This window comes from Lentzea xerophila (assembly GCF_051094245.1).
Lineage (GTDB): Bacteria > Actinomycetota > Actinomycetes > Mycobacteriales > Pseudonocardiaceae > Lentzea > Lentzea xerophila.
This window is the reverse complement of record NZ_CP194934.1, coordinates 86,712-98,082: the sequence shown is the minus strand read 5'-3', so window position 1 is coordinate 98,082 and position 11,371 is coordinate 86,712. Positions and strand designations below refer to the sequence as shown.

14 protein-coding genes are annotated in these 11,371 nt (G+C 69.1%); 7 read left to right on the top strand and 7 right to left on the bottom strand.

Annotation, left to right across the window (positions count from 1 at the left end):
- Positions 1–5: 5 nt before the first annotated feature.
- A complete protein-coding gene (locus tag ACRSBM_RS00510; protein ID WP_434452905.1) occupies positions 6–1,139 on the bottom strand; it encodes a BMP family lipoprotein in 1,134 nt (377 codons plus the stop codon).
- A gap of 552 nt (positions 1,140–1,691) precedes the next feature.
- On the opposite strand from ACRSBM_RS00510, the gene sdhC reads away from it, so the two are divergent.
- From sdhC to ACRSBM_RS00490, 4 genes are read left to right on the top strand one after another with little or no spacing between them, the layout of a single operon-like run.
- A complete protein-coding gene (gene sdhC, locus ACRSBM_RS00505; protein ID WP_434438549.1) occupies positions 1,692–2,114 on the top strand; it encodes a succinate dehydrogenase, cytochrome b556 subunit in 423 nt (140 codons plus the stop codon).
- A gap of 2 nt (positions 2,115–2,116) precedes the next feature.
- Complete coding sequence (locus ACRSBM_RS00500; RefSeq protein ID WP_434438547.1) at positions 2,117–2,524, top strand: succinate dehydrogenase hydrophobic membrane anchor subunit; 408 nt, start codon at positions 2,117–2,119, stop codon at positions 2,522–2,524.
- Positions 2,525–2,546: 22 nt separating this feature from the next.
- Complete coding sequence (gene sdhA, locus ACRSBM_RS00495) at positions 2,547–4,301, top strand: succinate dehydrogenase flavoprotein subunit (RefSeq protein ID WP_434438545.1); 1,755 nt, start codon at positions 2,547–2,549, stop codon at positions 4,299–4,301.
- Positions 4,301–5,083, top strand: a complete 783-nt coding sequence (locus tag ACRSBM_RS00490) for a succinate dehydrogenase iron-sulfur subunit (protein WP_434438543.1) — start codon at positions 4,301–4,303, stop codon at positions 5,081–5,083. The genes sdhA and ACRSBM_RS00490 overlap by 1 nt, the downstream gene beginning before the upstream one ends.
- A gap of 113 nt (positions 5,084–5,196) precedes the next feature.
- On the opposite strand, the gene ACRSBM_RS00485 is transcribed toward ACRSBM_RS00490, so the two are convergent.
- A complete protein-coding gene (locus ACRSBM_RS00485; protein ID WP_434438542.1) occupies positions 5,197–5,922 on the bottom strand; it encodes an SDR family oxidoreductase in 726 nt (241 codons plus the stop codon).
- Between the two features lie 78 nt (positions 5,923–6,000).
- Here ACRSBM_RS00485 and ACRSBM_RS00480 point away from each other — a divergent pair, with 78 nt between their 5' ends.
- Positions 6,001–6,570, top strand: a complete 570-nt coding sequence (locus tag ACRSBM_RS00480; RefSeq protein WP_434438540.1) for a TetR/AcrR family transcriptional regulator — start codon at positions 6,001–6,003, stop codon at positions 6,568–6,570.
- A gap of 178 nt (positions 6,571–6,748) precedes the next feature.
- Here ACRSBM_RS00480 and ACRSBM_RS00475 read toward each other — a convergent pair whose 3' ends face one another.
- Both ACRSBM_RS00475 and ACRSBM_RS00470 read right to left on the bottom strand, forming a co-directional pair.
- Positions 6,749–7,663 carry a hypothetical protein gene (locus ACRSBM_RS00475; protein WP_434438539.1) on the bottom strand — a complete coding sequence of 305 codons (915 nt, stop codon included), beginning with the start codon at positions 7,661–7,663 and terminating at the stop codon, positions 6,749–6,751.
- A gap of 39 nt (positions 7,664–7,702) precedes the next feature.
- Positions 7,703–7,861, bottom strand: coding sequence for an LPXTG cell wall anchor domain-containing protein (locus ACRSBM_RS00470; RefSeq protein WP_434438538.1), 159 nt, complete (start codon positions 7,859–7,861; stop codon positions 7,703–7,705).
- Between ACRSBM_RS00470 and ACRSBM_RS00465 the strand changes: the two genes are divergently transcribed.
- Positions 7,854–8,054, top strand: coding sequence for a hypothetical protein (locus tag ACRSBM_RS00465; RefSeq protein ID WP_434438536.1), 201 nt, complete (start codon positions 7,854–7,856; stop codon positions 8,052–8,054). The two genes, ACRSBM_RS00470 and ACRSBM_RS00465, sit on opposite strands and share 8 nt — an antisense overlap.
- Before the next feature lie 311 nt (positions 8,055–8,365).
- Here the strand turns inward: ACRSBM_RS00465 and ACRSBM_RS00460 are convergent, their stop codons facing one another.
- Together ACRSBM_RS00460 and ACRSBM_RS00455 are read right to left on the bottom strand one after the other, a co-directional pair.
- Positions 8,366–8,716 (bottom strand): hypothetical protein, encoded by a 351-nt coding sequence (locus ACRSBM_RS00460; RefSeq protein WP_434438535.1) that lies wholly within the window; start codon positions 8,714–8,716, stop codon positions 8,366–8,368.
- 11 nt (positions 8,717–8,727) lie between these two features.
- On the bottom strand, positions 8,728–8,955 hold the full coding sequence (locus ACRSBM_RS00455; protein ID WP_434438533.1) for an SCO4848 family membrane protein: 228 nt from the start codon (positions 8,953–8,955) through the stop codon (positions 8,728–8,730).
- Positions 8,956–9,017: 62 nt separating this feature from the next.
- Between ACRSBM_RS00455 and ACRSBM_RS00450 the strand changes: the two genes are divergently transcribed.
- On the top strand, positions 9,018–10,283 hold the full coding sequence (locus tag ACRSBM_RS00450; RefSeq protein WP_434438531.1) for a D-alanyl-D-alanine carboxypeptidase family protein: 1,266 nt from the start codon (positions 9,018–9,020) through the stop codon (positions 10,281–10,283).
- An 85-nt stretch (positions 10,284–10,368) separates the two neighbouring features.
- Here the strand turns inward: ACRSBM_RS00450 and yhjD are convergent, their stop codons facing one another.
- Complete coding sequence (gene yhjD, locus ACRSBM_RS00445) at positions 10,369–11,355, bottom strand: inner membrane protein YhjD (protein ID WP_434438529.1); 987 nt, start codon at positions 11,353–11,355, stop codon at positions 10,369–10,371.
- Positions 11,356–11,371 lie beyond the last annotated feature (16 nt).

The following is an 11,371-nucleotide window of genomic DNA, read 5'->3' as shown; positions in this document are numbered from 1 at the left end:
ACGGACTACGGCGTGTCCGCGACCTTGATCTTGCCCTCGATGATCTGGGCCTTGTAGCCCTCGAGGATGCCCTGCAGCTTCGCGTCGATCTTGCCACCCGAGGTGGAGTAACCGACACCGTTCACCTTGAGGTCGAAGACCTTCGGCAGCGACGCGATGTCGTTCTTCGCGACGGCCTTGATGAAGTCGTAGACCGCGACGTCGACGCGCTTGAGCATCGACGAGACGATGACGTCCTTGGTGTCCGCGACGGTCGCCTGGTTGTACTGGTCGGAGTCGACGCCGATGGCCAGCGCGCCACCCTGCTTGGCGGCCGAGAAGATGCCCTTACCGGAGGCACCGGCAGCCTGGTAGATCACGTCGGCACCCTTGTCGATCTGGCCCTTCGCGGCTTCCAGGCCCTTCGGCGCGTCCTGGAAACCGGTGAAGTCACCGGCCGGGGTGATGTACGACTTCTCGAGCTCGATCTTCGGCGCGGCGGTCTTGGCGCCCTGGAAGTAGCCCGCCTCGAACTTCTGGATCAGCGGGATCTCGACGCCGCCGACGAAGCCGACGTGGCACTTCTTGCTCTGGTACGCGGCGATGACGCCGGCCAGGAAGGAGCCCTCGTGCTCGGCGAACAGCAGCGGCGTGACGTTGGCCGCGCCCTCGACGGAGCCGTCGACCAGGCCGAACTTGACGTTCGGGAACTCCGGCGCGACGACCTTCAGCGACTCGGCGTAGGCGAAGCCGACACCGATGATCGGGCTGAAGCCCTCGCTCGCCAGCTGGCGCAGCCGGGTCTGCTTCGCGGACTCGTCCTCGTTCGGCGCGGCGGACAGCTCGCGGGTGTTCTCCTTCTTCACGCCCATGTCCGCGATGGCCTTGTCGAGACCGGCGGCGGCGGAGTCGTTGAACGACGCGTCGCCACGGCCACCGATGTCGTAGGCCAGACCGACCTTGAGCGCGCTTCCGTCCACCTTGTCACCGTTGGCGGCGCTGGTGTTCGAGGTGGCGGGCGCTGAGGGAGGCGTGGCGAACTCGCAGGCGGCGCCGGTACCGGCACTCCCGTTGTTGCTGCCGCCACCCGAGTCCTTCGCGCAGGCGGCCATAGTCATCACGCTGGTCAACGCGATCGCGGCGACCGCGACACCACGCATACGACGACGCACGGCTCGTCTCCTCCCTGAGGTTCCTCCCCAACGACATTGTTGGGTCCTAGACGCGGCACCGTACCTCTTAGTAACCAACCCCGTTGCGGCCAGCACCTACAAAGACCCCTATCGGTTACGCATTCGACGCTTAGGTCGCACGAGTGGTGATCACTCGTGTTCACCGCGTGGCGAAACGTCCTCTTCGGCCGCTTCACCGGCCTGATCATCGTCCGAACGGCCCAGTCCCGCGCGCCGGGCCCGGCGTTCGAGTGCCCCCGCTCTGCCCGCCACCGGCCCGCCATCGTCTTTCCGGAACGCTGGGGCCCCGCGTTCCTCTGAAGGAAACGTAGGGCCCCCGCGTTCCCGGCAGTGTGGCGTGGGACGCATTTCGGGATCGATAAAGACCGCTTGGCCGATCGACAGCGTGTCTCATCGATCACAGAGCGGGTGCGCCTGCTGGGTTCGTTCCAACGTGCGGGACTACGATTTTCCGGTCATGGTCGGGCGAGAGCGGAAACGCTCGCCGACCACCACCACTGACGTTGGAGGCCGCGGCGCATGACCAGCGCAGGCGCACCCGAGCGGTCGGGCACCACCCGAGGGGGTGGGACGCTCTACCGCGGCGATCTGGGCATGTGGTCCTGGGTCGCCCACCGGATCACCGGTGTCCTCACGTTCTTCTTCCTCTTCACGCACGTGCTCGACACCGCCCTCGTGCGCGTGTCCCCGAACGCGTACGACGCGGTGATCGAGACCTACAAGAACCCGGTCGTCAACCTCTTCGAGGTCGGCCTCGTCGGCGCGGTGCTCTACCACGCGCTCAACGGCATCCGGGTCATGCTGGTCGACTTCTGGGAGAAGGGCGCCAAGTACCAGCGCGTCATGCTCTGGACCGTGCTGGGCGTGTGGGTCGCCGTGATGATCCCCGGCACCTACTTCATGCTCGCGCGCACGATCTCCGAGTTGATGGGGAGCCACTGACCATGTCCCTCGCACTCGACAAGCCCCGCTCGCCGCGCCGCCCCGCGGCCCGCCGCAGCAACGGCGAGCTCTACAGCTGGCTCTTCATGCGCCTCTCCGGCCTGCTGCTCGTGATCCTGGTGCTCGGCCACCTGTTCATCATGAACATCCTCGACGGTGGCATCCACCGCATCAACTTCGGTTTCGTCGCCGGACGCTGGGCATCACCGTTCTGGCAGTTCTGGGACCTCGCGATGCTCTGGCTCGCGCAGATCCACGGCGGGAACGGCGTGCGGACGATCATCAACGACTACGCGCGCAAGGACTCCACCCGGTTCTGGTTGAAGATGCTGCTCTACGTCTCGATGGTGCTGATCGTCTCGCTCGGCACGTTCGTGATCTTCACCTTCGACCCGAACATCTCGAACTGACCCGCGCGGGGAGCCCACCACAATGCAGTTCCACAAGTACGACGTAGTCATCATCGGCGCTGGTGGTGCCGGAATGCGCGCGGCGATCGAGTCCGGCCAGCGCGCCCGCACCGCGGTGCTCACCAAGCTCTACCCCACGCGTTCGCACACCGGCGCGGCCCAGGGCGGCATGTGCGCCGCCCTCGCCAACGTCGAGGAGGACAACTGGGAGTGGCACACCTTCGACACGATCAAGGGCGGCGACTACCTGGTCGACCAGGACGCCGCCGAGATCATGGCGAAGGAGGCCATCGACGCCGTTCTCGACCTCGAGAAGATGGGCCTGCCGTTCAACCGCACGCCCGAGGGCAAGATCGACCAGCGCCGGTTCGGCGGCCACACGCGCAACCACGGTGAAGCCGCCGTGCGCCGCGCCTGCTACGCCGCGGACCGCACCGGTCACATGATTCTCCAGACGCTATACCAGAACTGCGTCAAGCACGGCATCGAGTTCTTCAACGAGTTCTACGTGCTCGACATCTGCCTGACCGAGACGGAGAACGGCCCGGTCTGCACCGGCGCCGTCGCCTACGAGCTCGCGACCGGTGAGATCCACGTCTTCCAGGCCAAGTCCGTCGTGTTCGCGACCGGTGGCTTCGGCAAGGTCTTCAAGACCACGTCGAACGCCCACACGCTGACCGGTGACGGCATGGGCATCGTCTTCCGCAAGGGCCTGCCCCTGGAGGACATGGAGTTCTACCAGTTCCACCCGACCGGCCTCGCCGGTCTCGGCATCCTGCTGACCGAGGGTGCGCGAGGTGAGGGCGCGATCCTGCGCAACGCCTCGGGTGAGCGGTTCATGGAGCGCTACGCCCCGACCATCAAGGACCTGGCGCCGCGCGACATCGTGGCCCGCTCGATGGCCCTCGAAGTGCTGGAAGGCCGCGGCGCCGGCCCGAACAAGGACTACGTGCTGCTCGACTGCACGCACCTCGGCGCCGAGGTGCTGGAGTCGAAGCTGCCGGACATCACCGAGTTCGCGCGCACCTACCTGGCCGTCGACCCGGTCGTCGAGCCCGTCCCGGTGTACCCGACCGCGCACTACGCGATGGGCGGCATCCCGACGAACGTCCACGGCGAAGTGCTGCGGGACAACGACAACGTCGTTCCGGGCCTGTACGCGGCCGGCGAGTGCGCGTGCGTCTCGGTGCACGGCGCGAACCGCCTGGGCACCAACTCGCTGCTGGACATCAACGTCTTCGGCCGCCGCGCCGGCATCGCCGCCGCGGAGTACGCGCTGTCGCGCGAGTCGCACGTCGACCTGCCGGAGAACCCGGCCGCCCAGGTCGAGGCGCAGGTCGCACTGGCGCTGTCGGAGCACGGCCAGGAGCGCGTGGCGGACATCCGCACCGAGCTGCAGGCCACCATGGACGCCAACGCGTCCGTGTACCGCACCGAGGACACGCTGAAGCAGGCGCTGCACGACGTCCAGGCACTGAAGGAGCGCTACGCGCACATCTCCGTGCAGGACAAGGGCAAGCGCTTCAACACCGACCTGCTGGAGGCCGTCGAGCTCGGCTTCCTGCTGGAGCTCGCCGAGGTCCTCGTGCACGGTGCGCTCGCGCGCAAGGAGTCCCGCGGCGGTCACGCCCGCGAGGACTACCCGAACCGCGACGACACGAACTTCATGCGCCACAGCATGTTCTACAAGCAGGGCGACGGTTTGTCCGCGGACATCCGGCTCGACTACAAGCCCGTGACCTTTACCCGGTACAAGCCGATGGAGCGCAAGTACTGATGACCGCCACCGCTGAAACTGTTTCCGGCTCGCGCGGCTCGCAGCCCCCGGTTCCGGACGGCGCTGTCACGGTCACCGTGAAGATCCGCCGGTTCAACCCGGAGATCGACGACGAGCCGCGCTGGGACTCGTTCGACATCCCCGCGCTGCCCTCGGACCGCGTGCTGAACCTGCTGCACCACATCAAGTGGTACGTGGACGGCACGCTGACGTTCCGCCGCTCCTGCGCCCACGGCATCTGCGGCTCGGACGCCATGCGCATCAACGGCGTGAACCGCCTGGCGTGCAAGGTCCTGCTGAAGGACCTGCTGCAGAAGGGCGGCAAGCAGACCACGATCACCATCGAGCCCATCAAGGGCCTGCCGGTGCACAAGGACCTGCTCGTCGACATGGAGCCGTTCTTCGAGGCGTTCCGTGCCGTCAAGCCGTACCTCGTGACCTACGGCAACGAGCCGACGCGCGAGCGCATCCAGTCCGCCGCCGACCGCGAGCGCTTCGACGACACCACGAAGTGCATCCTGTGCGCCTGCTGCACCACCTCCTGCCCGGTCTACTGGACCGAGGGCTCGTACTTCGGCCCGGCGGCGATCGTGAACGCGCACCGGTTCATCTTCGACTCGCGCGACGAGGGCGCTGAGGAGCGGCTCGACATCCTCAACGACATCGACGGCGTGTGGCGGTGCCGGACCACGTTCAACTGCACCGACGCCTGCCCGCGTGGCATCCAGGTCACCAAGGCGATCCAGGAAGTGAAGCGCGCGCTGCTGTTCAAGCGCGTCTGAGGGTTTCTTGGTTTCGAGGCGCCGCGCTCCCGTTCGGGGGCGCGGCGCCTCGCCGTTTCGCGGGCGGCCGGGGGACTCTGGGGGGTCGATGCCGCCGGCGCTGGTCCCGCGGATCAGGGCACGAACGAGGCGAGCTGCTCGTCGAGCCACGGGTAGAGCTCCTCGGCCCTGGTGCCCAGCCGGGACTTCAGATCCCGCGTGACCTCGTCCGCCAGCACCTCGATCGACCCGTCCGCGACGGCGTCGTACGCCTGAGCCACAACGCTTTCGGCGCTGACCTTCGGCACGTCCCAGCGGGCCGACATCGGGGTGTCGACCATGCCGACGAGAAGGCCGATCACCTGCGTGCCGCGCGGGCCGAGCTGGGCGCGCAGCGCGTTGGTGGCCGACCACATCGCCGCCTTCGACGCCCCGTAGCCGGTCGGCACGTTGCTCCAGGCCGCCGCGGACAGGACGTTCAGCAGCGTGCCGCCGCCGTTGGCCGCGAGCACCGGGCTGAAGGCGTTGGCGACCCGGAGGTTGCCGAAGAAGTTGGTCTCGAAGATCCGGCGGAGCTCGTCCTCCGGTCCGGAGATGGAGTCGCCGGCCGGTGCGACGGCCGCGTTGTTGACCAGCAGGTCGACGTCCGTCGCGGTCGCGGCGGCGCGCTCGACGCTGCCCGGATCGATGAGATCGAGGGCGAGCGGGTGGACCCGGACGTCGTCCCACTGCTTCGTGGCGCGGGCGGTGGCGTAGACCTTCGCCGCGCCCCGTGCCAACGCCTGCCGCACGAACTGCTCGCCGAGACCGCCGTTGGCCCCGGTCACGAGCACAGTGCGGCCGTCGAGTGACTGACTCATCTAGACTCTCCTTTAAGTGGGGAACATCCCCGATACCACTATCCGGGGAAAGTCCCCATTTATCCAGGAGGAGTGTCGATGGCCACTGTCCGGAAGCTGCGCGCCGACGCCCAGCGCAACCGCGACGCGATCCTCGACGCGGCCCGCGAGGTCTTCGAGGCCGAGGGCGTACTGGCCTCACTCGACGGCATCGCGCTACGCGCCGGCGTCGGTAACGCCACGCTCTACCGCAACTTCCCCACCCGCGACGACCTGCTCGCCGCCGTCATCGCGAGCAGCTTCGACGAGGCGCTGGCCGAGGCCGACGAGTTGTCGCGCACCCTCCCGCCGCGCGAGGCGCTCACCGAGTGGCTGGTGCTGGTGACCTGGCGGTTGCGCATCTGGCACGACCTGCCGTACTGCCTGGCCACCGCCCTGCACAACGCCGAGTCGCCGATGAAACCCACCTGCGACCCGCTGCTCGAGCGGACGGCCGACCTTCTCGACGCGGCGAAGGCCGCCGGGGACCTGGCCGGCCCGGTCGCCGCGGGCGAGGTGTACGAGCTGGTGCTCGCCCTGTCGTGGGCCGTCGACCGGTTCGACGACGACGAGGCGGCCGCGCGCCGACGGGTCGCGATGGCCACAGCGGGACTGTTCATCCCGCGCTGAGCGGCACGGGCTCAGGTCACCTCCACGATCCGCACCGACGGCCGGGGCCGCGCCGCTGCCGCCGCATGCGCCTTCACCAACCCCCGCGCCACCACCTCCCGACGGTCCCGCAGCCGAGTCGCAATGGACACAGCCGGACTGTTCGCCTGGCGCTGAGCGGCACCAGGTCCAGCCGAGCTCAGGTCACCTCCACGATCCGCACCGACGGCCGGGGCCGCGCCGCTGCCGCCGCATGCGCCTTCGCCAGCTCCCGCGCCACCACCTCCGGATGGTCGCGCAGCCGCGTCGGCAGCGTCTGCACCACGAGGATTCCCGCTGCCGCATAACGACTGTTGCGCACGAGGGTCCGTTCGTAGTCCCGTGGCCCGTAGTGGAACGCGCGGGAGTCGATCTCCCACGCCAGCCCCACGTCGTCGAACCAGGCGTCCGGCCGGCCGACGATCACGCCGTCCGCGTCGGCGATCGTGACGTTCCAGTGCGGTGTGGTGAGCCGGATCCGGCGTGACAACCGGCGGGCGTCCCGTTCGGCCACCGACTCCGCCCGGCCCAGCTCCCGGAGCACGGTACGGACCAGCTTGGTGCCGTAGCGGTTCGTGCGCGCCTCGGCGGCGAGGCTTTCGGGCGTGCAGCGGCCCTTCTGGATGGCGGCGCCGACCAGCGCCGTGGCCTCGTCGGCGGACCGCATCTGGCGGCACGCGTCGACGACCGCCCTGGCAGCGGACACGACGGGGAAGCCGCCCACGTCGGAGGCAGGCGGCATCGGCGAGGCTCGTTCCACGATCAGCGAGCCGCTGCCGCGCACCGAACCCGGCACCAGCAGGTGGATCTCCTGGCCGCGCGCCACCAGGCCGTGGCGGCGGCACGCCTCGGCTCCCGTGACGACGGCGCCCGGTCCCGCTCGGAGCAGGGCCGCGGTGAGCCGTTGGTCCGGTGTGGGCGGGCCGTTGTGCAGCAGCACGACACCGGGGTACATGCGCTGCCACGGCCCGCCCGAGGCGCACCGCCGCCAGGGGTTCGAGACGCCCAGGGCCTTCAGGGCGCCGGCACTGATGACGCCGAGATCGCTGCGTTCGCGCAGTTGTTCGATTCGCACGTCATCAGTGTGACGAGGACCACTGACAGTTTTCGGCGATCAGCGCCGGGACAGGCGCCGGGCGCGGTCGAGCAGTAGCAGAGCCGTGCCGCCGACGAGGAGCAGTACGCCTAGCAGCAGCATCCACGTGGTCGAGGCGCCGGTGTCGGCCAGCCGGTTGTCCTGGTGGACCGGGGGCCTCGTGGCCGGGGTGGTCACCACCGGAGGCTTCGTCGTCGTGGGCGGAGTGGTGGTCGTGGTCGAAGCCGGGGGCGTCGTCGTGGACGAGGTCGTCGAACCGGACGTCGTCGTCGAGGTCGACGTCGGCGGGGTGGTCGTGGTCGACGACGTCGTGTCCGTGGTCGTGGTGGTGGTGGTGGTGGTGGACGTGGTCGTCGAAGGCTTCGTGTAGGTGGTCGAAGGCTTCGTGTAGGTCGTCGATGGGGTCGTGGACGATGTCGGAGGTTCTTCACCTCTCGGCGCCGGCGCGCGCCATCCTGGGCGTTCTTCCGGGCACCACGCAGCGGCGCACACCCGGCCATCCCGGGAGGCCGAAGCCTCCGGGGCGGCACCGTGCAGCGAGACGACCGTCAACACTGCCCCGGCGGCGAGTACGCCGATATAGGCGATACGTGACATGCCCACGGATGCTTCCGCGCAGGTACGGCACGTCGCGCGGAAAGCAGGCACACGTCACCCGCCAGTGCGGGCGACATCCCCCGATCAGGTCCAGAAGACGGCGATGCCCACGTTCAGCACGACGAGCGAGGCGGCCGTCGGCAGGAGCCAGGACGGGGCCTTCGGCTTGTTCACACTGATCGCCACGACGGCCGCGATGGCCACGACCACCAGCAGCTTGACGCCGATCTTGATGTGGTCGTACTTCACCGAGTCGACCAACGGGTCGATGCCGACCAACGCGACGCCCGTGAGCAACTGCAGGGCGGCGCCGTGCAGCCAGCCCTTGTTGACCGGCGCGTCCTTCCCCGCCCTGGCCTGCAACATGATCATCGCGACGAGCATGCCCATGCCCAGCAGGTGCAGGAACACCAGCAACAGGCGTACGAACTCCACAGCGTTTGTCCTTATCGACGTCGGGTGGCCAGGAATCCCCGCACGCCCAGCACGCCGATGATGGTGCCGAACACGAGCGAGGCGATCACGAGCAGCAGGTGCACGGTGAAGAACGCGGTAGGTCCGTCGCTGAACGAACGGGGGTCCTTCCAGATGTTCTTCAGGAACGTGGGCCAGATCACCCACGACCACACTCCGAAAGCCACCAGGAAGAGTGACATCGGGCGCGAGAGCTTCACGGCGACCAGTATCGGACGTGGTGCGTGCAAGGCGCTAAACGGGGGTGGATAGCCTGGAGCCCGTGCCCTTCACCAAACGGCTCATCGTCGCCCTGGTCCTAGCAACGGCCACAGCCGCGTTCGCCGCACCGACCGGCACCGCACAGCAGGCCGCCGGCTCGGCGCAGTGCGCTAACCGCGAGACCCCGCCACCCCCGGTGGACACGTCCGAGCAGCCCGCGCCCGGCCAGAAGGCGCCCACGCCGCTCGAGGTGCCGGAGAAGCCCATCGGCGGCGACCGGCTGGGCGAGTGCGGCCTGATCCTGCCGCCGAACTCGGCGCAGCCGCCCAGCGGCATCACCGCGGCCTCGTGGCTGCTCGCGGACATGGACAGCGGCGCGGTCATCGCCGCGTACGACCCGCACGGCCGTCAGCGTCCGGCAAGCATCGTGAAGGTGCTCCTCGCGATGGTCGTCGCCAAGGAACTGCGGGGCGACCTCGTCGTCACCGCCAGCGCCGAGGACACGCAGCAGGAGTGCACCTGCGTCGGCCTGCGCGACGGCGGCCAGTACACGGTCCGCCAGCTGCTGCACGGCCTGCTGCTCACCTCGGGCAACGACGTGGCGCACACGCTGGCCCGCCAGCTCGGCGGTGTGCCGAACGCCCTGCGCAAGATGAACGCCATGGCCAGGGAGCTCGGCGCCCTCGACACCCGCGCCGTGACCCCGTCCGGCCTCGACGGGCCCGGCACCAGCACGTCGGCCTACGACGTCGGCCTGATCTTCCGCGGCGCGATGAAGTACGAGGAGTTCGCGCAGGCCATCAAGCTCAAGCAGGCGCAGTTCCCCGGCCGCAACGGCGGCACGATCCTGCTGACGAACGACAACCGCCTGCTCAGCAACTACCAGGGCGCGATCGGCGGCAAGACCGGCTTCACCGACGACGCGCAGCACACCTACGTGGGTGCCGCCGAGCGCAACGGCCGTCGCCTCGTCGTCGTCCTGCTGCGCGGCCAGCAGACGCCCACGCGCATCGAGGCCCAGGCCGCCACGCTGCTCGACTACGGCTTCGCGATGGGTCCCGGCGGCGTCGGCAAGCTCGTCGACGGAGCCCCGCAGCCGAAGCAGAACGTCGTCCCCACGCAGAGCAACAACGGCAGCGACGACGCGGCCGCCGCCGACCCGCGCACGGGCCGCCCGACGCCGACCGCGTTCGGCACCGTCGGTCTGCCGATCACGGCCGCGGCGGGCATCGGCCTGCTGGCCGCTGTGCTCTTCTACATCCGCAGCAAGCGGGCTAAGGCGGCACGGGCACGACGCCAGGCCGCGCAGGCGGCACAGGGCGTCTGAGAGCTCGAAACGAACGGCCCGGCGCGGATCGCGCCGGGCCGTTCTCGTTCCATGACCGTCGTTCAGGCGTCCCGCACCTCAGGCCCTAGCGACGCCGCCACCGGGTGCCGAGCAGCGCTCCGACCACGGCACCGGCGCCCAGCAGCAACGTCGGCGAAGGCCCCGACCGCACCGCCACCACGGGCTGGATCACGGCGGGCGGCGGTGGCTGCACGACCTCGGGTTCCCGGTTCTCCCTGGCCGTCGCGGTCCAGGCCGTGATGAACAGGATGAACTGCGCCACCAGGTTCGCGAACACCAGCACACCGATCACGGACCCGAACGCGGCCGAGGTCGGCGAGGACGTCACGAACGACAGGAAGATCGTGGCCGCCTGCTTGAGCACCTCGAACCCGATCGCGGCCGCGAAGGCACCCCGCAGCGCCGAACGCAGGCCGACGGGCTTGCGGGGCAGGCGCGCGAGCACCCAGAGGAACACCATCCAGTTCGCCAGCAGCGACAGGACGATCGTGCCGATCCGCAGCAGGACGTGCGCCCAGCCGGCGTTCGCCAGCCCCATCCACTCGAGGACCTGCTCCGCGAAACCGGTTCCCAGCGCCGTGATGCCGAACGACAGCACGATCGCGAGTCCCAGGCCGACCAACGCGAGCAGGTCGCGCCACAGCGTGCCGAAGAACGGCAGGTTCTCCTTGCCGTGGCCCCACTGCGCGGTCAGGGCGTCGCGGAGGTTGCCCATCCACCCCAGGCCGGAGTAGGCGGCGCCGAGCAGGCCGATGATGCCGACGGTGCCCTTGGACTCCAGGGCGGTGTTGACGGCCTCGTTGATCTGCTCGCTCAGCTGCTTGTCCGGCACGGCCTCGGCGATGCTGGCGCGCAGGTCGGCGAGCAGATCGGGCTGTGACTGCAGCACGAAACCAGCGATCGCGAACCCGATCATCAGGATCGGCACGAGCGAGAGCACGCTGAAGTACGTGACGGCAGCGGCGTAGTGCGTGCCGTATCTCTCGGTGAACCGCTCGTACGCCAGCATGACGTGGTCGAGCCACGCGTACTTCCGCCGCCACTTGTCCACGATCAGGACGCTAGTG